The 19,316-nt window shown below is 65.0% G+C and carries 23 protein-coding genes and 1 tRNA gene; 8 read left to right on the forward strand and 16 right to left on the reverse strand.

What is annotated here, in order from left to right; genetic code table 11:
• Positions 1–239: 239 nt before the first annotated feature.
• Complete coding sequence (locus K3F49_RS00505) at positions 240–1,163, reverse strand: division plane positioning ATPase MipZ (protein ID WP_234678840.1); 924 nt, start codon at positions 1,161–1,163, stop codon at positions 240–242.
• A 271-nt stretch (positions 1,164–1,434) separates the two neighbouring features.
• On the opposite strand from K3F49_RS00505, the gene panC reads away from it, so the two are divergent.
• Entirely contained in the window at positions 1,435–2,289 is an 855-nt protein-coding gene (gene panC / locus K3F49_RS00510; RefSeq protein WP_234678841.1) for a pantoate--beta-alanine ligase, read from the forward strand.
• A gap of 11 nt (positions 2,290–2,300) precedes the next feature.
• Here the strand turns inward: panC and K3F49_RS00515 are convergent, their stop codons facing one another.
• The 5 genes from K3F49_RS00515 to K3F49_RS00535 form a co-directional block, all read right to left on the reverse strand.
• Positions 2,301–2,741, reverse strand: coding sequence for a DUF1489 family protein (locus K3F49_RS00515; RefSeq protein ID WP_234678842.1), 441 nt, complete (start codon positions 2,739–2,741; stop codon positions 2,301–2,303).
• A 42-nt stretch (positions 2,742–2,783) separates the two neighbouring features.
• The gene (locus K3F49_RS00520; protein WP_234678843.1) at positions 2,784–3,776 is read right to left on the reverse strand and encodes a hypothetical protein; all 993 of its coding nucleotides are present in this window, start codon (positions 3,774–3,776) and stop codon (positions 2,784–2,786) included.
• Between the two features lie 130 nt (positions 3,777–3,906).
• The gene (locus K3F49_RS00525; RefSeq protein WP_234680544.1) at positions 3,907–4,110 is read right to left on the reverse strand and encodes a hypothetical protein; all 204 of its coding nucleotides are present in this window, start codon (positions 4,108–4,110) and stop codon (positions 3,907–3,909) included.
• A gap of 185 nt (positions 4,111–4,295) precedes the next feature.
• Entirely contained in the window at positions 4,296–4,664 is a 369-nt protein-coding gene (locus tag K3F49_RS00530; protein ID WP_234678844.1) for a YidB family protein, read from the reverse strand.
• Positions 4,665–4,751: 87 nt separating this feature from the next.
• The gene (locus K3F49_RS00535; RefSeq protein WP_234678845.1) at positions 4,752–5,414 is read right to left on the reverse strand and encodes a glutathione S-transferase family protein; all 663 of its coding nucleotides are present in this window, start codon (positions 5,412–5,414) and stop codon (positions 4,752–4,754) included.
• 124 nt (positions 5,415–5,538) lie between these two features.
• Between K3F49_RS00535 and K3F49_RS00540 the strand changes: the two genes are divergently transcribed.
• Positions 5,539–6,255, forward strand: coding sequence for a DUF599 domain-containing protein (locus K3F49_RS00540; protein ID WP_234678846.1), 717 nt, complete (start codon positions 5,539–5,541; stop codon positions 6,253–6,255).
• Positions 6,256–6,400: 145 nt separating this feature from the next.
• Here K3F49_RS00540 and K3F49_RS00545 read toward each other — a convergent pair whose 3' ends face one another.
• The 4 genes from K3F49_RS00545 to mgtE form a co-directional block, all read right to left on the reverse strand.
• Complete coding sequence (locus K3F49_RS00545) at positions 6,401–7,294, reverse strand: hypothetical protein (RefSeq protein WP_234678847.1); 894 nt, start codon at positions 7,292–7,294, stop codon at positions 6,401–6,403.
• Positions 7,295–7,343: 49 nt separating this feature from the next.
• Positions 7,344–8,162, reverse strand: coding sequence for an aldo/keto reductase (locus K3F49_RS00550; RefSeq protein ID WP_234678848.1), 819 nt, complete (start codon positions 8,160–8,162; stop codon positions 7,344–7,346).
• A gap of 141 nt (positions 8,163–8,303) precedes the next feature.
• A complete protein-coding gene (locus tag K3F49_RS00555) occupies positions 8,304–8,615 on the reverse strand; it encodes a helix-turn-helix domain-containing protein (RefSeq protein WP_148777091.1) in 312 nt (103 codons plus the stop codon).
• A 135-nt stretch (positions 8,616–8,750) separates the two neighbouring features.
• Positions 8,751–10,172, reverse strand: a complete 1,422-nt coding sequence (mgtE, locus tag K3F49_RS00560; protein WP_234678849.1) for a magnesium transporter — start codon at positions 10,170–10,172, stop codon at positions 8,751–8,753.
• A gap of 77 nt (positions 10,173–10,249) precedes the next feature.
• On the opposite strand from mgtE, the gene K3F49_RS00565 reads away from it, so the two are divergent.
• Together K3F49_RS00565 and K3F49_RS00570 are read left to right on the forward strand one after the other, a co-directional pair.
• Positions 10,250–11,056, forward strand: coding sequence for a polysaccharide deacetylase family protein (locus K3F49_RS00565; protein ID WP_234678850.1), 807 nt, complete (start codon positions 10,250–10,252; stop codon positions 11,054–11,056).
• A gap of 179 nt (positions 11,057–11,235) precedes the next feature.
• Positions 11,236–12,495, forward strand: a complete 1,260-nt coding sequence (locus K3F49_RS00570; RefSeq protein ID WP_234678851.1) for a polysaccharide deacetylase family protein — start codon at positions 11,236–11,238, stop codon at positions 12,493–12,495.
• Between the two features lie 93 nt (positions 12,496–12,588).
• Here K3F49_RS00570 and K3F49_RS00575 read toward each other — a convergent pair whose 3' ends face one another.
• Positions 12,589–12,963, reverse strand: a complete 375-nt coding sequence (locus K3F49_RS00575) for a BREX-1 system adenine-specific DNA-methyltransferase PglX (RefSeq protein ID WP_234678852.1) — start codon at positions 12,961–12,963, stop codon at positions 12,589–12,591.
• A gap of 231 nt (positions 12,964–13,194) precedes the next feature.
• Here K3F49_RS00575 and K3F49_RS00580 point away from each other — a divergent pair, with 231 nt between their 5' ends.
• Positions 13,195–13,452, forward strand: a complete 258-nt coding sequence (locus tag K3F49_RS00580; RefSeq protein ID WP_187437394.1) for a hypothetical protein — start codon at positions 13,195–13,197, stop codon at positions 13,450–13,452.
• A gap of 46 nt (positions 13,453–13,498) precedes the next feature.
• On the opposite strand, the gene K3F49_RS00585 is transcribed toward K3F49_RS00580, so the two are convergent.
• Together K3F49_RS00585 and K3F49_RS00590 are read right to left on the reverse strand one after the other, a co-directional pair.
• Positions 13,499–13,583: transfer RNA gene (locus K3F49_RS00585), tRNA-Leu, on the reverse strand.
• Positions 13,584–13,794: 211 nt separating this feature from the next.
• Positions 13,795–14,037, reverse strand: a complete 243-nt coding sequence (locus K3F49_RS00590) for a FliM/FliN family flagellar motor switch protein (protein WP_234678853.1) — start codon at positions 14,035–14,037, stop codon at positions 13,795–13,797.
• A gap of 82 nt (positions 14,038–14,119) precedes the next feature.
• Here K3F49_RS00590 and lipB point away from each other — a divergent pair, with 82 nt between their 5' ends.
• Positions 14,120–14,857 carry a lipoyl(octanoyl) transferase LipB gene (gene lipB / locus K3F49_RS00595; protein WP_234678854.1) on the forward strand — a complete coding sequence of 246 codons (738 nt, stop codon included), beginning with the start codon at positions 14,120–14,122 and terminating at the stop codon, positions 14,855–14,857.
• A gap of 198 nt (positions 14,858–15,055) precedes the next feature.
• Positions 15,056–15,769, forward strand: coding sequence for a DNA helicase (locus K3F49_RS00600; protein WP_234678855.1), 714 nt, complete (start codon positions 15,056–15,058; stop codon positions 15,767–15,769).
• 44 nt (positions 15,770–15,813) lie between these two features.
• Here K3F49_RS00600 and K3F49_RS00605 read toward each other — a convergent pair whose 3' ends face one another.
• Positions 15,814–16,236, reverse strand: coding sequence for a tautomerase family protein (locus K3F49_RS00605; RefSeq protein WP_234678856.1), 423 nt, complete (start codon positions 16,234–16,236; stop codon positions 15,814–15,816).
• A gap of 111 nt (positions 16,237–16,347) precedes the next feature.
• Between K3F49_RS00605 and K3F49_RS00610 the strand changes: the two genes are divergently transcribed.
• Complete coding sequence (locus K3F49_RS00610; protein WP_234678857.1) at positions 16,348–17,202, forward strand: LysR family transcriptional regulator; 855 nt, start codon at positions 16,348–16,350, stop codon at positions 17,200–17,202.
• Positions 17,203–17,206: 4 nt separating this feature from the next.
• Here the strand turns inward: K3F49_RS00610 and K3F49_RS00615 are convergent, their stop codons facing one another.
• Both K3F49_RS00615 and K3F49_RS00620 read right to left on the reverse strand, forming a co-directional pair.
• On the reverse strand, positions 17,207–18,643 hold the full coding sequence (locus K3F49_RS00615) for a TIGR01777 family oxidoreductase (protein ID WP_234678858.1): 1,437 nt from the start codon (positions 18,641–18,643) through the stop codon (positions 17,207–17,209).
• The gene (locus K3F49_RS00620; protein ID WP_234678859.1) at positions 18,640–19,305 is read right to left on the reverse strand and encodes a DUF4166 domain-containing protein; all 666 of its coding nucleotides are present in this window, start codon (positions 19,303–19,305) and stop codon (positions 18,640–18,642) included. The genes K3F49_RS00615 and K3F49_RS00620 overlap by 4 nt, the downstream gene beginning before the upstream one ends.
• Between the last annotated feature and the right edge of the window lie 11 nt (positions 19,306–19,316).

The raw sequence follows: 19,316 nt of genomic DNA on the forward strand, positions 1-19,316 counted from the left end.
CGCGTGACAGGAAGGCCAAATTTTGTGAACTGGCAGCCCTTTCGTTGTGCGCCGCACACGTTTCTTGGGCATCCCGTTCCCAGAAGTCTGCGTCAGGGTGGAGGTTACCATCCGACGCAACCGATCTAGATGGGGTTCAATTTCGCGGTAAACTTGCAATGAAAACGGCGAAGTACGGCCGCAGTTCCCGCGGGAACCGGCAGCTTTATTCGACTAGAAGTAGCTTTATACCGTCCGCATCAGGCGCCGAGGATGTCGTGAACCTCGAGCGGCTTGTCGACCTGGCTGAACCACTCGGCGCGATTTGCCGCACGACGACGGCCACGCTCGTCGAGCGGCAGCTTGAGTTGGCGGAGCAGGCTGGTCACTTCTTCCCGCGCGGTGAGGTGGCCGAGATTGGGCCGCATCCCGAGCGTGGCCTCGTCGATCTCGTCGAGTGCCGTCAGGCCGCGCGGAAAAAACTCGCGATACACGACACGCTCGGCGAAGCCGTCGACGTAGCGGAAGCCCAGTCGCAGCGACAGATCCTTCAGCCCCTCGGCGACGAGTTGCTTGTTGCGGGAGCCGAGCATCGACAGGCGGTTGCGCACCACGATCCAGTCGGTGGTCGAGCCATCGAGCTGGCGGCGCTTGCGCCTGACGTCGCGCACCATCTCCGCGTAATGACTTTCTCCTGTCACCGCGTAATTGGCGGGATCCACGGTGCCGAGCACATCGAAATCGAGGAAGCTGTCGTTGATCGGCGTGACCAGCGTGTCGGCCATCGAATGGGCCAACCGCATCAGGTAGCTGTCGGTGCCAGGCGTATCGATGACGATGAAGTCGAAACTGCTCTCGACCGCCGAGACCGCCTCCATGAATTGAAGGAACTCGGAATTCTCGTTCTCGGCGACCTGCATGGTCTCGCCGAGCTTGATGCAGCGATGCGTCGGCAGCTCGAGGCCGAGCTTGGTGCGGCGCGCCCAGGCGGAGCGGTTGTTGATGTAGCGGGTGAAGCTCTGCTGGCGGCAGTCGAGATCAATCGTAGCGACGCGCTGACCGGCCTTCAGGAGCGCAACTGCGATGTGTAGGGCGGTGGTCGATTTGCCGGAGCCGCCCTTTTCATTGCCGAGCACGACGACATGCGCCGAGCCGGATTGGCTTTGGCTAGCCTGCACAAGCATGGCGATCCTCAACACCCCTAAACAATATCTTCGAGTTGGCCGCGTCTGCGGTCAAGTGAAATGCGTGACAGGATGACGAAATCACAGTGCGCTGGTCTTCATCCTGAATCGTGTCGCGGTGTCGCGTCTGTGATCCAGCCCGCAAGGGCGCGACATCCTCGCAACGGGGGATGCTGTGCCGCATGTCGATGCATGGCGTCCACGACCGCCGCTTGTTAAGGTTAGCCGCGAGCGCGGCAGGCTGCGCCCACCCAGCGATCCCTGAGTCCAGATGTCACGAAGCCCCTTGATCATCCGCACGGTGCCCGCCCTGCGACGCGCCGTCGACAATCTTCGCAAGCGAAAGGCCACGGTGGCGCTGGTTCCGACCATGGGAGCGCTCCATGACGGGCATGTGTCGCTGGTGCGCCTGGCGAAGCGACGCGCGAGCCGCGTGGTTGTGTCGATCTTCGTCAATCCAACCCAATTCGCCCCGACCGAGGATCTCGGCGCTTATCCGCGCACCTGGATGGCCGACATCGCCAAGCTAGCGGCCGAGGATGTCGATATCGTCTGGCACCCCGGCGTCGAGGCGATGTATCCGGACGGCTTTGCGACGCGCATCGTCCCGGAGGGGCCGGCACTGGCCGGCCTCGAGGACCGCTTCCGCCCACACTTCTTCGGCGGCGTCGCCACCGTCGTCGGCAAGCTGTTCACGCAATGCCGGCCGGATGTCGCGGTCTTTGGCGAGAAGGACTTTCAGCAATTGCGCGTGGTGACGCAGATGGCGCGCGACCTCGACCTTGGCGTGAAGGTGATCGGCTCCCGCACGGTGCGCGAGCGCGACGGGCTCGCGATGTCCTCGCGCAACGTCTACCTCTCGCCCGAGGAGCGGCAGATTGCCACCACCCTCTATCGCACCATGAAGGACAGCGCCGGGCGGATCCTGGCCGGCGAGACAATCGCGAGCGCAATGGCGCGCGGCGCGGTGGCGATCAAGGCGGCCGGCTTTGCGCTCGACTATTTTGAAGCGCGTCATGCCGAGACGCTGGCGCCTGTCACCTCGTGCAAGGACGGGCCGTTGCGAATGCTGGTCGCGGCCAAGCTCGGGACCACGCGGCTGATCGACAATATCGCGGTGCGATAGCCGAGACGGCCTCAGAGCAGTCCGAGATCGCGCAGCTCGCGCCGCATCGGCTCCGGCATCGCCGCGATGGTGCCGGCAGCGGACTTGCCGAGATCGGGCGGCACAGAATCGTCGGTGAGATAGCGCCAGCCCTGAAACGGGCGCATCGGCCGCGGCGACACCGGGATCACCTTCGGCTGCATCACGATCCGGCAGCGCCCGATGCCGTCCTTGTCGCGGAACGGCTCGATGCCGATGATCTTCTCGCGCGCGGCGACCTCGCCCTTGATGACCCAATAGAGCGATCCGCCCGCGAGAATCTCGGCGTCGCGCTTGGGCACCATGCGGGTGATGTGGATGTGGTGTTGCGGCAGGCCTTTTTTCTTGGCCGTCTGCATCCGCTCGGCGATCCACCCCTTCAATTCCTTGACGGAGTCGCAGCCGACGGCAAGCTTGATCAGATGAAGTGGCATGGCCCAGCATTAGCGGGCCAGCTGCAGGTTTTCAAAGCCGAACTAGTTGTTATCCGCAGCCGCGGGAGCCGAGCTCGGCGGCGGGGCAAGCGGAACCGGCGCAGCGGCGGGCGCCCGCGCAGCCTTCGGCGCCGGCGGCTTCTTCGCAGCCGGGGCCGCTGGTGCGGCGGCCTGTGCCGAGGTCGCAGCCGGGGCACGTGGCGCAGGCGCTGCGGTCGCATTGCCGGCCGGTGCCTGGCGCGTGGCCGCCGTCGGCGGCTCCGGATTCATGATGCTCACCGGCGGCGTCGACGAGGCGCTCGGGAACTCCGCATTGGTCGGTTTGCCCGTTGGCATCGATGGCGGCAGGCCGGCAAGAGCACCCGAGGCTGGCATCGCCGGCGCAGCAGCGGGCGCGTTCCAGGTCGGCGCATAGCGTGCCACCAGAGTATCGTAGAGATGGACGTCCATATTGGCGGCGACCTGCTGCTGATCGGTCAGCGAGCGGAAGACGGCGCAATCGAACTGGGTGCAGCCGTTGCGCGCGACCAGCACTTGCGCGACGAGGCCGTAGCGATCGCGCTCCAGCGACTTGCGCAGCACCCTCATGTCCAAGGTCAGGCTCTTGTCGGCGGTCGCCGCATCGCCGAGCGCGGTCAGCCGGTCTATCCTGGCCGCGGTGTAGGCGACGGCGGCAGCCGCAGCGTCGGGCGCGCCGAACAGCGCCTTCTCGCAGCCGATGGCCACCGCATCACCGGCGAGATCGTCGAGGCAGGACAGCGCCGGCAGGCTCGCAACCACCGCAGCCTGAGCGCGCGCCTCGGCTGGAGCGGCCTCTCCCGCCGGTCCATAGACGCGAACGGTGGCGGCCACCGCGATGGCAATGGCGAGCAGCGTGATGACGGTCAGCGCGCCGTTGGCGACCGATTTCTCGGCGCGCAGCAGCGTGATCAGCAGGATCAATCCGAAGAAGCCGGCAGCCGCCAGAGTCATCCACATCGGAAAGGCCGCTGAGCGCCAGATTTGGTCGAGCGACGAGGCCCATGCCCAGTCCATGCGCGACGTCCCTTCACGCGAGCTGAAAGCGAATGGTCAAGCGAGCACCGCGAGTCGGCAACTTGCCCCCGGCCCACCTTGTCGAGGTGAAGCGGGCCTTTTGACGGCGAGCGGATGATTGGTCAGCGCCTCAGGACTGAGCGAGCTGGCTTTCCTTGGCAACCCGTTCGAACGCTTCGGTCGAGCTCTTGATCCGGTACTGGCAGTCGTCGCCCTCCGTCGGCAGCAGGCGGATGATCTCATACGAGCCACTCGCTGCCGGGCGCGCGACGTTGCTGGCAGTGAACAATACGCGCGTTCCAATCGGGAATTTGTGCTTCAACACCCTCTCCATCACTCAAACAACGCCTGCCTCGCCCGTGGTCCCACTGCGAGGCCGGCTGGAAACCCGACCGCTGTATAGCACGCATGCGGCGTTTTTGACCAGCCTCATGCGAGCATGGCAATGTACCAATTTTGAAGTCTTTTCAGGACGATAATGGGAACCGAACCGGCCTGGACGACCGCTGGAACCAGGCCTCAGGCGCCATGAGGCAGATGGCCCTGCGGGCTTGCCTGATCCACGGCCTTGGGCAGTTCCTGGGCCAGGATCTCGCCCAGCTGGTCGACCGGGATGTTGTAGCGCGCGGCAAGCTGGCGGACGGTGTCGTTGCCGAGCACGGCACGCAGCTGGTCGGCCGAGATCGGCAGGTTCTGCCCGTTGCCGAGCCAGGATTTGACCTGATCGCCAAAGCCCGCCTGCTGGAGCTTTGCGACGATCGCACCGAGGCCACCCTGATTGTTGCTACCGAGCACCTCGTTCATCACGGCCGGCAGGACGGCGGCGCCGAGCTGGGCAAGCGCGCTGCGCAGCGCGGGATTGTTCTCCAGCGAGTCCAGGATTCCCATTGCCGTCCCTCTCGTTGCCGATCGTTTCACTCGGATTGAGCGCCGCAAGCGTGCGTGCCGTCAAGCGGCGCTCAATCAAAATCCTGACTACACGGTCTCGAACTTTTCGATGACAAGCGTTTCGGCGAGCCCATCGCGGGTCCATTCCTGGAAGGCCGGCATCGCCATCATCGTGTCCATGTAGGCCTTCGTCTCCGGCGTGACCTCGATGGCGTAGGTCCGGAAACGATGCACGACCGGGGCATACATCGCATCCGCCGCGCCGAAGCGGCCGAACAGGAACGGCCCGCCGGCACCGTAGCGGGTCCGGCACGCGTACCAGATCTCCTGCACGCGCGCGACGTTGGCCTCGGCGTCCGCCGACAGCATCACGGGACGCACGGGACGGTGCAGGTTCATGCCGCATTCGTTGCGCAAGGCCATGAAGCCGGAATGCATTTCGGCGCACACCGAACGGGCAAGTGCGCGGGCCGCGACGTCATCGGGCCACAGCTTCACTTCGGGATGACGCTCGGCGACGTACTCGATGATGCTGAGCGAATCCCACACCGTGATGTCGCCGTCGACCAGCACCGGCACCTTGCCGGCGCGGCTGAAGGACAGGATCTGCTCCTTGTCCGCGGGATTGTCGGTGTAGAGCGGGATCACGGTCTCCACGAACGGAATGTCGTTGGCGCGCAGCGCGAGCCAAGGCCGCATCGACCATGACGAATAGTTCTTGTTGCCGATCGCGAGCTTGAGCGCTGCCATGTCACGGGTCCTTCCGTAAGTCCTCTTGGATGCGGCTGCTTTTAACGCCATCGCCTGCCGCCAATCAATCGTTGCCGCAACTCAACCTGCGTGGCAATCGTTGCAATCTCGCGAGGAGAGAAACATGACCAGGCATTGGGTCGACATCACCGCCGTCGGCTTCTTCATCATCGAATGGCTGGTCTATGCCGCAACTCTCGAGCATTCCGCCTATGGCCGCAACAGCCTGTCGGCGCGGATGAACCGCTACCGCGAGGTCTGGGTCCGCCGCCTGCTCGACCGCGAGGCACGCATGGTCGACATGCAGATCATGGCCTCGCTCCAGAACGGCACCGCCTTCTTCGCCTCGACCAGTCTGTTCGCGCTCGGCGGCGCGCTGGCGCTGCTGCACGCGACCAACGACGCCATCACCATTCTGGGCAAGCTGCCGATCGACCTCAGCACATCGCCCGCAATGTGGGAGTTGAAATGCGTCGGCCTGGTACTGATCTGCGTCTACGCGTTCTTCAAGTTCGCCTGGGCCTACCGCCTGTTCAACTATGTCGCGATCCTCTACGGCGGCATGCCGCCGGCTACGCAACGCGACACGCCGGAGGCCGAGGCCCATGTCCTCCGCACCACGCGGGTGTTCGAATCCGCCGGCCGCCACTTCAACCGGGGCCAGCGCGCCTTCTTCTTCGCGCTCGGCTATCTCGGCTGGTTCGTCAGCCCCTGGGTGCTGTTCGTGACCACGGCCGCCGTGGTGATCGTGACCTGGCGACGGCAGTTTGCGTCCAGTGCATGGGCGGCGATGGCGCCTGATGTAGCGGTGGGTGACGAGGGGTTGAAGCGCGGTCATTAATGCACCTCTCGTGTCCCGGACGCGCTGCAGCGTGCAACGCGCAGAGCGGGGACGGAAGTGAGACACGATTACGGTTCACTCAATTGACGAAGTCCGCTACGCGACTGCTATTTGCCGGGTGCAACCACGCAATCCGGGCTACCAATCATGACCCAAAATCCTGCGGCGTGAACGACAGGTCCATCACCTTCCATTCCTCGTACTTGTCGACGGGCAACATCTTGTAGGGTTGGCAAGCCTGCAGCGCGCTCATCGCTGATTGCACGATGGCCACGCCCTTCGTCGAAGGCGGAGCCTCGATCAGGATCGGCGGGCGCGCCAGCGTGCCGTCGGTGGCGAGCACCGCACGCAGCCTGACGTGCACGGCATCGGTCGGTGCGACCTCGGCCGGCAGTTTCGAGCAGCTCCTCAGGTGCCGGCGAAGCGCGGCAATGACCTCGGGCGGCAACTTGGCGCCGATCGAATCCTTGGCATCGCCGCCGTCATCCTTGGGCGCGTCTTTCGGCGCGGGCCGCAATTCGGGCGGCAGGCCCAGTATCACGTGGTATTTGACGGTGATGTCAGGCGCCGGTGCCTGATAGGCCGGCGGTGCCGGCTGTGGCATTGCGGGCTGAGGCTGCTGCGCCTGAGGCTGAGGCTGTTGCGGTGCCAGCTGTGACGGCTGAGGCTGCGGCTGCTTCTGCTGCGGTTCGTGCGAGGCCTGCTTCTGCGGCGATGGTTGCGGCGCCGCCTTCTCCTTGGCCGGCGCAGGCTGCAGCGCAGCGTCTGGCTTGTCCTTGTCGGTGAAGTCCAGCTTCGGCAGCTTGAGCTCGGGGAGCGGCTCCGGCGGCTTCTCCCTCGCCTTTTCCTGCACCTTTTCCTCTGCCTTGGCCTCCTCCTGCTTCACCTGCTCCGGCGTGACGATATCGACCGCGACAGTCTCGGGCGGTGCGGAACGAAACGGATGGACCTCGCTGATCACGATGATCAGCGCCACCAGCGTCAGATGCGCGATGGCTGACGCCGCAATGTCCGTCCGTATGATCTTCCGCCGTTCCATCGCCTGATCTTGGGTTGCCGGCCTGCTCCTAGCATACAGCAGGCTCCCCTCAATCCCATTTCGGCGCGAAGCCAAAATCGGTCAGACGGCCCTTGGGGCTGGCGAGCGCGGCGACCTGCGCCATCTCGTCATCCGAGAGTTCGAAATCGAAGATCTCGATGTTTTCCGACAGACGCTCGACACGCGACGTTCTGGGAATCGCGGACACATTCTGTTGCACCAGCCAGCGCAGGCAGATCTGTGCCGGTGTCTTGTGATGGACGCGGCCGATCCCGGCGAGCGTCTGGTCGGCCTTGATGCGGCCCTTGGCGATCGGGCTGTAGGCAACGAGCGCCATCCCATGCTGATCGCAGGCCGCTCTCACCTTCGCCTGATCCAGATAAGGGTGATATTCGACCTGGTTGCAGACGAGCGGCTCGCCTGACAACGCGACCGCCTGCTCGATCAGCGCGACCGTGAAATTGGAGACGCCGATGTGGCGGGTCAGGCCCATCCGCTTGGCGTGCGCCAGCGCGCCCAGCGTCTCCGCCAGCGGCACATGCGAATTGGGCCAGTGCAGCAGCACCAGGTCGACGGCGGGGAGCCTCAAGCGCACCAGGCTCTCCTTGACCGACCGTTCGAGATCGTGGGGCGCGAAATGATTGGTCCAGACTTTTGTGGTGACGAAGATGTCGTCGCGACGGACGCCGGAGGCGCGCAATCCGTCGCCGACCTCGCGCTCATTGTCATAGACCTGGGCAGTGTCGAGGTGGCGGTAGCCGAGCCGCAGCGCCTGCTCGACCACGCGCGCGCAGGTCCGGCCGCTCAGCTCCCAGGTCCCGAGCCCGATCGCCGGGATTCTTGCGCCATTGGCCTCGACGAACAGCATGAGGAATCCTCTCTGTTGCGGCAGCCCCAGATGTCATCGCTGGCATCATTATGGACGCGGTCCGCCAGAGTGCAACGGCGGACGCCGGCCTCGGGGCCGGATCTTTCTGCGCAACGCTAATGGGAGGTTCGCGTCAGGCGTTCAGGCTTTGGCGAGCGCCTGGAACACGGTGTCTGGCGCATGCGCGATCACGGCCAGCAGTGCGCGAGCGGGTCCGCGCGGGGCGCGCTTGCCCTGCTCCCAGTTGCGGATGGTCTCGACGGGCACGCCGAGCTTGGCGGCGAATTCCATCTGGGTGAGACAGGCACGCCGGCGCAAATCACGCACCGCGAGCGAACCGGCCTCTGCCGGCGGCGGCTCGACCGCAGACGCGACCGGCTGGACGGGAAACTCTTGCCCGTCCCGCAACTCAACGACCCGTCCGTCCGCCTTCAGCCGCAACCGCATGCTCATTCCCCCAAGCGCGGCGATGATGCGGCAGTACGTTTAAGGTGGGATTAAAGGCGCAGCGCGCCCGGCACCCGAGAGGGGTGAACGGCCATCACCCCGTCATTGCCGAATCGAGAGAGCGGCGTCCCCGACCTCTTCCTACTTCAACCCGAACCACAGCGTGGCGATGCCGAGGAAGGAGAAGAACCCGACGACGTCCGTCACCGTCGTCACGAACGTGCCCGACGCCACCGCCGGATCGGCCCTGACGCGTTCGAGCGCCATTGGGATCAGGATGCCGCCGAGCGCGCCGGCAATGAGGTTGCAGATCATCGCGAGCCCGATGACGATGCCGAGGCCCGGGATCTTGAACCAGGCCACCGCGGCGATACCGGTGATCACGGCAAAGGCAACGCCGTTGATGAGACCGACCAGCGTCTCGCGGATGACGACGCGCCAGGCGTTGGAGGAGCCGAGCTCGCGGGTCGCGAGCGCCCTCACCGCGACCGTCATGGTCTGGGTCGCGGCGTTGCCGCCCTGGCTCGCGACGATCGGTGCCAGCACGGCGAGCGCCACCATCTGTTCGAGCTGGCCCTCGAACAGGCCGAGCACGGAGGACGCCAGGAAGGCGGTGGCGAGATTGATGAGCAGCCAGTTGAAGCGCGCACGCGCAATCGTCAGAAAGGTGTCCGACAGTTCTTCGTCGCTGTTGACACCGCCGAGCGCCTTGAGGTCCTCGTCCGCCTCCTCCTCGATGACGTCGACGACGTCGTCGACGGTGATGACGCCGACCAGGCGGTCCTGGGTGTCGAGTACGGGTGCCGCGACGAGGTTGTACTTGCCGAACATGCGCGCCACCTCCTCCTGGTCCTCCAGGACGGAGACGCGGCGGCGGTCCTCGTCGGTCAGCTCGGCGAGCGGCACAGGGCGGCGCGCGCGCAACAGAACGTCGAGCGAGACCGCGCCCTGCCAGTGCTGCTCCTTGTCGACGACGTAGATCTCGTAGAAGCGGTCCGGCAGATCGGGCGTATCGCGCATGTAGTCGATCGCCTGCCCGACCGTGAAATCCTGCGGTACGGCGATGAACTCGGTCTGCATCCGCCGGCCGGCGGAGTTTTCCGGATACAGCAGGCTGCGCTCGAGCGCGACGCGCTCCCGCAGCGGCAGCTTCTCGAGGATTTCCTCCTGCTCGTCCTCGTCGAGGGTTTCGAGCAGCTCGACCGCATCGTCGGATTCCAGCTCGCGGACGCCTTCGGCGACGGTCTCGGGCGGCAGCTCGTCGAGGATCTCCTCGCGGACGGTCTCGTCGACCTCGTTCAGTGCGGAGAAGTCGAAATCGGCGCCGGTTAGCTCGACCAGGCGGACGCGTTCGTCGGGCGCGAGCGCCGCGATGAGGTCGCCGAGGTCGGCCTCGTGCAGATCGGCAACGCAGGCGCGCAGCGCGGCACTGTCGGCAGCTTCGATCGCATGGGCGATTTCCTCGACGAATTCGTGCCGAATTTCGCCCTCTTCATTGCGCATCGGGACGTGGTCGAGTACCAATGTCTCGGCGGGTGCAGCGCCATCGATATGTTCATCCATGGAACGCCTCGCCATTGAACAGGTTGGTCATTTGGGGCTGACGGTCACGCAATACCCTCAACGTAATCGGGAGCGCAATGGCAAAGATGCAGCGGCCGAAATGGACCTCGATCACGCTGGGCCTGGCTCTCGCAGCCCTCACCGCGATCGGCTCAGTCGAGGCCGCGGATTGCCCGCGCAGCGATGCGCTGGGCACCTCGCGGGTCATGAGCGTCGATGCCAGGACCACGCCGCGCGTCGGCCTGAAGAGTTTTCCGCAGACGCTGCCGCTCGCGGATCACGAGGTGGTGCTGACCTTCGACGACGGTCCCCGCCCGCAGACCACCTCGAAGGTGCTGGCGGCGCTGGCGCAGGAATGCGTGCGCGCGACCTTCTTCCTGGTCGGCCGGAGCGCCGCCGAACATCCTGACATGGTCAAACGCATCGCCCGCGAGGGTCACACCATCGGCCACCACACCTGGTCGCATCCGTACATGGCGCGGATCCCGGCCGACGCGGCGAAGTACGAGATCGATCACGGCATCGCCACCGACGAGATGGCGCTGCACGGGGTCGCGACGACGACGCCGTCGACGCCGTTCTTCCGCTTCCCCTATTTCGAGTCCACGCCGGCCCAGCTCGATCTGCTCGAGTCGCGCGGCATCGTCGTGTTCGGCGCCGATCTCTGGGCCAGCGACTGGAACGACATGACGCCGGATCAGGAACTGAAACTCATCACGGAGCGCATCACCGCCGCCGGCAAAGGCATCATCCTGTTCCACGATGCCCAGGCGCGTACGGCCGCCATGATGCCGGCCTTCCTGCGGTTTTTGCGGGAGAACGGGTTTCACGTGGTTCATTTGGTCCCGGCGGCCACATCACAGAAGAACGCCGACGCGCATTGATGCCGGAAAGTCACGCCTGACCAAAATGGGGTGATTTGAGCCCTATTAACACTCTGTTCATGCTACGCCGTGCAAAGATCGAGGGGGATCCGAGGCGGGAAAGGTCTTTGCGCCCGAACCGTTTCCTGATGTCTCCGACCTATTATGGCGGCAAACGCTGATGAGGACAGACCGGGTTCATGATCGGCAGTAGCGTTGCTTTTCGGACGCGATCCTGGACCGTCCTGTTTCTGGGGTTGCTGACGGCGGCGTCGCCGGCGGCCTTTGCCGCCGAATGCCCGGGCCATCCGGGCGCGCTCGGCACGTCGCGCACGCTCGTCGTCGATCCGCACTTGCATCCGCGCATCGGCACCATGCAGTACCGCGAGACCCTGCCGTTGAAGGACCACGAGGTGGTGCTGACCTTCGACGACGGTCCGCTGCCGAAGAATTCCAACCAGGTGCTCCAGATCCTCGCCGACGAGTGCATCAAGGCGACCTTCTTCATCATCGGCGAACAGGCCAAGGCGAACCCGGAAGGCGTGCGCAAGCTGGTCGCGGCGGGGCACACCGTCGGCACGCACAGCATGAACCATCCGCTGACCTTCGACCGGATGCCGCTCGACAAGGCCGAGGCGCAGATCAACGGCGGTATCGAGTGGACGTCGGCTGCGATGACCGATCCGTCCAAGCTCGCGCCGTTCTTCCGCATTCCCGGCCTGATGCGCGCCGAGGGCGTCGAAAACCTTCTGATCTCGCGCGGCATCCAGGTCTGGAGCGCCGACTTCCCGGCCGACGACTGGCGCCACATCGCATCCGATCGCGTCTACCAGCTCGCGATCCAGCGGCTGGAAGCCAAGGGCAAGGGTATCCTGCTGCTGCACGACATCCAGGCGCGCACCGTGGCGGCGCTGCCAAAGATCATCCGCGACCTGAAGGCACGTGGCTATCGCATCGTTCATGTGGTGCCGGCGACCGCCGACCAGCCGGCGACGCCGACCGCGGCCGTGGAGTGGCTGCTGCATCCGCCGACGGAAACGACGCCGATCGCGCGCTGGCCTTCCGTACCGAACTTCGTGTTCACGCAGACCGCATCGCTGCCGGCACCCGGCCTCGCCGATCTCAACACGCAGACCGCGCACCAGCCGCTGGTATTGCCGCGCAAGACCATGGCGCAGGCCGATGTCGCTGCCACCCTGCCCGCACCCGAACGTGATCTTTTCGCGATCCCCGAGGGCTCGGTCGAGGTGCTGCTGTCGACGACCTTGTCGCGACGGGCCGCAACCCGGCTCGCGATGGCCGCCGAAGCGCCCCATGCCGGCAAAGGCAAGGCCGCCAAGATGCAGCCACGGCGAACCGCGCATGCTGCTGCGCACCCGGCACCGAAGCACGCCGCTCAGGCCAAGAGCACGGCGCCCCGCCCGACCCGCGTCGCCACCGGCGTGAAGAAGCGCGCCTGAAGCGTGATGAGATCATCGCGCTTCAGGTTATTGGTTTGAGCATGATCTTTTCGGAAAACCGCTGCACGCTTTTCCGGATCATGCTCCAAGCCGTTACTGCCGCATGATGTTGGCGACGCAGAGCAGCACGATCAGCGCCAGGAAGAACAGGTCCATGTAGGACTTGAGCTCGCCGTCGCGGCGCAGCCGCGCGACATCCATCACGATCTGCTTGCGACCGGCCGTTCCGCCGGAGCCGTCATTGATCGGCCCCTGCAGGCGCTTCGTCTCGGCTTCCAGCTTCTCGATCTTCTGGAAGAAGTAGAACGCGCGCAGCGTCGAGGCCGCGCGCATGCCGCTGTAGACCAGCACCAGGATCGCGAGGATCGCCCGGTTCTGATACCTCTCCATGACGTTCAAGCTGAAATAGACCAGGGCCATGAACGCGAAGTTGGTCAGAAAGCGGTAGACGAAGCTTAGAAAGACCATGCTGGCTCCAGCCGAGAGAGGTCGCGCGAGGCCCGTCTACGCCCACTTTGTTTCAACAAAGATACCATCGCCCACGTGCCGCCGCCTTTTAGCCACGCGCCGCCATAATGCAAGCGAGAGCGCGGCCCCTCGCCTTCTTCCACGCAGCCCGCGGCGCGATGGAGATTCGACCGAAGCTACGGTAGACTGCTGCCGCTGCCATACGTGAGGTCTGCGGATTGAGGTCTGCCGATGCCGAAGAAGGGAATCACGGGCCACGACGACTGGGTCCTGACCGAGGCGCTCGCAACCGCGCTGGTCGCGCTGGAGCAGCTCGAGGCCAAGCACCAGCCGGGCGCGCACATGGACGACATCCGCAAGTTGCTGTCGAACGGCAAGGAGCCAGCTGCGGTGAGCCTGCATCTCGCCCAGGCCAAATGCCGCCTGTTCCCCGACCTCGATCCGCTCGAGATCTACCGGGAATACGGGATCGGCGAGGAATATGGCTGAGACCCCTGCGCGGGGCCGCCTGCTTCCTTGAATGGAGATTCGAAGGTGGTGCGCTCGGAGGGACTCGAACCCCCACGATTTTACTCACTGCCACCTCAAGGCAGCGCGTCTACCAATTCCGCCACGAGCGCTAGGAGATACCGGCCTGAAGCTCTAGAGCTGGCCGGATCAGCGGCCGCCGATCTAACAAATCCGTCAGAGGGATACAAGCCTGCAAAGGCTTCGAACTCCACAAGCTCGACAGGAATTTCACGCGCCCGGATCGGCCCTATCCGTCCCGCCTCGCTACCGCGTGCCCAGGCCGCTACCGCGTGCCCAGGCCGCTACCGCGTGCCCGGGCCGCTACCGCGCGCCTTGCGTCCGCGGCAGCATCTGCTTGACCTCGACCGCGATCCGGTTGCGGTCGACCAGCACGACGCCGGACGCCACAGGCAAATTGTTGGCGAGAACCTTGACCTCGTCAGCCTCGGTTGCGTCCAGCTCGATGATGGCGCCGCGGGAAAGACGTAATACTTGATGGATGGGCATGGTGGTCGTCCCGAGGACGACCATGAGATCCACGGTGACTTTGTCGAGAGTAGGCACTGTCAGCACCACCGCAACTGGGGACTTACGCCAAAGGACTTGGCATTTGCGCCTGCAATCATCACCACGTTATGGTTAGCCAATGGTTAATTCGCCCCAAAACCCCCGCCAAGAGCTCGATTTGACGTCGTTTTCCGCCGCCGGCGGCGAGCCCGTCGAATGGCGAATCTCGGACGCTCCGGTGCCCTATCCGGAGGCCGTGGCCGCCATGGAGGCCCGCGTCACCGCCATTGCGGCGGGCGAAGCACCCGAGCTGGTCTGGCTGCTCGAACACCCTCCGCTCTACACCTCCGGGACCTCGGGCAAGGAGACCGACCTGCTCGATCCCCGATTCCCGACCTTTGCCTCCGGACGTGGCGGCCAGCTCACCTATCACGGCCCTGGCCAACGAGTGGCCTACATCATGCTCGACCTCAAGCGCCGCCGGCCGGACGTCCGGGCCTACGTCGCAGGCCTGGAGGAACTGATCCTGAAGACGCTCGCCGCCTTCAACGTCCGCGGCGAGCGGCGCGAAGATCGGGTCGGCGTCTGGGTGAAGCGCCCGGACAAGGGGCCGGAGCACGAGGACAAGATCGCGGCGATCGGCGTGCGGCTGAAGCGCTGGGTCTCGTTTCACGGCATCGCCATCAATGTCGAGCCGGAGCTTTCGCATTTCGCCGGCATCGTCCCCTGTGGCGTCGCCGATCCCCGCTACGGCGTGACCTCGCTGGTCGATCTCGGCCAGCTCGTGACGCTCGCCGATGTCGACGTCGCGCTGCGGCAGGCGTTTGTAGAGCTGTTCGGGCCAACACGCGCGATGGTGCCGGAAGCAACCGCCTGACGCTTTCCTGTTGGAGGCGCGCCGAATGCGTTCTCCATCGGCACGGAATCGGTTACGCTTGGCTTTGGCGCCGCCCACGCCTCCCCCCTCCGCCGGGAAAGCAGACTTCATGCCGGGCGACTAAACCATCGGACCGACTGTTCGAGCGCCAGGCATAAGGAGGGATTGCGCTTTCTGCTCGCAATGGGAGGTTTGACGATGAAACTGTCTGCGCCAATCTATCATCTGAAGCGAAAAGCGAAGCGCCTGTCCCGCGAGGAAGGCATTCCGCTCCACGATGCGCTTGACCGCATCGCCACGACGGAAGGGTTTTCCGCCTGGAGCATGCTGGCGGCGAAAGCTGCCGCGGCGACGCCGGCCAACAAGCTGTTCCCACAATTCAAGCCGGGCGACCTCGTGCTGGTCGGAGCGCGCCCCGGTCAGGGCAAGACCTTGATGAGCCTCGAACTTGCCGTGGAGGCCATGAAGTCCGGCCATCGCGCCGCATTCTTCTCGCTCGAATACACCAAGAAAGACGTGCTGGACCGTTTGCGTACGATTGGCACGGAGCCGGCAGAGTTCGACAAACTGTTCGAGATCGATTGCTCCGACGCCATCAGCGCCGACTATGTCGTCAAGCAAATGGCCGCTGCACAGCGCGGCACAGTGGTGGTGATCGATTATCTGCAACTGCTCGACCAGAGACGGGAAAACCCCGATCTGACCGTTCAAGTCCGCGCGCTGAAGTCGTTCGCGCGCGACAAGGGGCTGATCGTCGTCTTCATCTCGCAGATCGACCGGTCCTATGACCCCTCGGTCAAGCCCTGCCCCGACCTCAGCGATGTCCGCCTGCCGAACCCGTTGGACCTCAAGCTGTTCGACAAGATGTGTTTCATGAACAACTCAGAGGTTCAGTTCCGCGCAGCGAGCTGACGACAAAAGCCGCGGGTGAGATCCCTCACCCGCGGCTTGCATCATCACGCCGCCTTCAGCGAAACCTCGAGCTTGCCGGCGATGTAGCGGCGCTCCTGGGTCAGGCCGCCAAAGCCGTAGGCGTCGCCCTTGACCTCGTCGACGTGCAGATATGTTTCGGAATGCAGCGGGCCCAAAATCTCTGCCATGCGCTTGAACATCGCGGCGAGATAAGTTGCCTTCTCGTCCTTGGTATTGGTGCCTTCGGTGATGTGGATGTCGATCCAGTAGCTCGCAAGCTTCTGCTCGGCGAGCGACTTGCCGCCGGCGAACCAGTCGTCAGCATCGACCGACTTCACGATGATGGCGGTCACCTGGGGATCCTTGTGCAGGATTTTTGCAGTGAGTTCCGACACGGCGTTGGCGATGTCGGCCTTCAGCGACGGCGACTGGCGGGACGAGGTGTAGGATACGGTGATCAGGGGCATTGTCGTTCTCCTCGAAATGTCGCGCTGTTTGCGCGGCGTTGGTGAGAAGCTAGACCTTCCCCTATCATCTTGGTATCTTATCTCTGTTGATACCAGTGATAATAAATAATAATGACCGCCACACTCGACATCGCCACCGTCCAGGCCTTCCTGCTGGTCGCCGACCTCCAAAGCTTTACCCGCGCCGCGGAGGCGCTCGGTACGACGCAGGCAGCGGTCAGTCTCAAGCTGCAAAGGCTGGAGACATTGCTGGGAAAACGCCTCGTCGAGCGCTCGCCCCGCGCGGTGCGCTTGACCGCGGACGGCGTAACATTTCTCGATCGCGCCCGCGCGCTGATGCAGGCACATGACCGTGCGCTGTCAGGCGAGGCCCCGGCCGCACAGTCGCTCTCGCTCGGTATTTCCGACCACGCTGCAGGCCCTGAATTGGTGCCGCTGCTCGAACGCTTGCACGCCATGTCGTCAAACCTCACACTCGCCGTCACCATCGGCTTCTCACGCGAGATGCAGGATGCCTATGACGCGGGCGAGCTGGACGCGGTGATCGTGCGCCAGGAGGGCAGCCGCCGCGGCGGCGAGAAGCTGACGGAGGACGAGTTTGGCTGGTTCGCGTCGCGGCGCTTCGCCCTGCCGAAGGGCGAGCCTTTGCCGCTCGCAACGCTCGCCCCGCCCTGTGGCGTCCGGGCGATTGCCGTGCGCGCGCTCGACAAGGCCGGCATCGCCTGGCGCGAGCGCTTTGTCGGCGGTGGCGTGACGGCGGTGGTCGCAGCCGCGCTCGCCGGACTCGCCGTTGCACCGCTGGCGCGGCGGATCGCGCCTCCCGGACTGATCAACATCGGGCCCGCGCACAAGCTGCCAAGGCTCGGCAGCTCGAAGGTGATGCTGCATTCGAAAGTCAGCGATCCCGCAAAACTGGCAGCGCTGCGCGCAGTGGCGGCGACGTTCCGGAGCGTAACCGCCACATGAAGCCTCACAGGATTGCCTCGAACGCGCTGCGGAGCGTTTCGTGCCGAAAGACAAAACCGCGGCTCAACGCCTTGTTCGGCAGCACGCGCTGACCGCCGAGCAGGAGCTCGTCGGCAAAGCCGCCGCCGATCCGGCGCAGCAGGCCACCGGGAATGCGTAACACAGCGGGGCGGTGCAGGCGGCGACCGAGCTCCTCGGTAAACTTTGCATTGGTGACCGGGATCGGCGCGGTGGCGTTGACGGGCCCCGAAAGATCGGGCGTCGCCATCACATAGGCGATCAGCCGGATCAGGTCGTCGCGTTCGATCCAGGACATCCACTGCCGCCCGGTGCCGAGGGGACCACCGAGGCCGAACTCGAACGGCGTCAGCATGCGCGTGATGAAGCCGCCTTCGGTGCCCAGCACGAGGCCGATACGCAAATTGACCACACGCACGCCGAACTCCTCCGCCGGCCGCGCCGCGGTCTCCCAGGCCGCGCACAGCTCGTGGCTGAAGCAGGCGTGAGATTTCGCCGACTCCGTCAGCACCTGGTCGGCCCATAGGCCGTACCAGCCGATCGCGGAGCCGCTGACGAGCACCTCGGGCTTGCGCTCGAGCCGCGCGATCAGTTTTACGACCTCGCCGGTCATGTCGATGCGGGAGCCGATGATCTTCGCGCGCTTCGCCTCGGTCCACAGGCCATTGCCGATCGGCTCGCCGGCGAGATTGACGATGGCGTCGATGGGCGTGTCCGAGCCGAGCTGGTCGAGGCTGGTGATCAGCGTGACCGGCGGCGGCAGCATCTCAGCCTTCGCCGGATTGCGGATCAGCGCGATGACGTTGTGCCCGGCACCGCCGAGGCTCGCCGCAAGGCGGCTGCCGATGAAGCCGGTCGCGCCGGTGATCAGCACGGTCTTGCGGCCGGGGATCTTCTCGACGAGCCCGCTTGCAGGAACACTCTTCATGCGGCCGAGCCGGCGCACCGCGGCAAGATCCCTGACGCCGCAGAGCGCAGCGCCGATCGCGCAGGCGGTCGCGGCGATGCTGAGCAGGCCCTGATGAACGATCCTCACACCGAAGGGCTGCATCGCCCAATCGATCAGGACGGGCAGCAGCAGCACCAGGATGGCGCCGTAATTGATCGCGAGCAGCGTGTGATTGATCCGCTCGCTCGGTGGCAATTTCCGGCTCAGATCCTCCTCGACAAAATCCATCAGTGTGATGACGATCTCCGCAACCAGCACAGCGACGATCGCCAGTGCCAGTACGCCGTAGACCTCCAGCCAGCCGAGCAGCAGGAACAGCAGCGCATAGAGCATGTTGCGGATGCCGTGCAGCTTCAGCTCGAAGCGCTGTGAGGGGCGCCAGGCCAGGCGCTCGGTGAACTCGTGATGATAGAAAGTGTCGAACACGCCCATCACGATCTGGATGGCGATGAGCGTCCACAAGAGCGGCGTCACGATACGGCCTCCCTGAAGGTGGCGGACTGGTGGATCAGCCCGCCGTAACGCGGATGAATGACATCGAGGGTGAAGCGGAACGCGCCCTCGCCGAGATCGGAATGCGTGACCGTGAGATCGCCCGGCGTGAGCCATTGTGGCAGCGGGATCCACAGGCCTCCGAGCTGCAGGCCATAGGCGGCGCTGCGGAAGGTCAGCGTCTCGCCTTCGACCGCGATGCGCAGCGCCATCGAGACGCCAAAGCCGACATATTCCTCGAGCCCGGTCGGGCCGGCGAAGCGCTTGGCGGAGTGGATCACCTGCGGAAAACCGCGCTTGCGCGCGCAGATGCGGGTCCAGGTCTGGCCTCCGGTTGCGCCGTCCTCGGTGACTGTGACGATCATGGGTACGCCGGTGTCGCGTCCCGTCGGCAGCGGCCCGCCGATCAGGCGCGCCACTTGTGCGAACCACCGGCCGATGTCGCTGAAAGAGACCTCGTCGACGATTCCGACATAGACCACGCTGTCACCATCGGCGACGCGCTTCGAGAAGCGCCGCCAGGTCGCGAGCGGCAGGCGGCCCCAATCCTCGTCCGACAACAGCGCGCGGAAGCGGCGGTCGTCGAGCAGTTTGACGTGAGCGGAGGGAGTTGCGTTGGAGCCTGATAATCGAGCCGACGTCATCACACCCTCCT

It is taken from the genome of Bradyrhizobium monzae, from assembly GCF_021458635.1.
Taxonomy (GTDB): domain Bacteria; phylum Pseudomonadota; class Alphaproteobacteria; order Rhizobiales; family Xanthobacteraceae; genus Bradyrhizobium.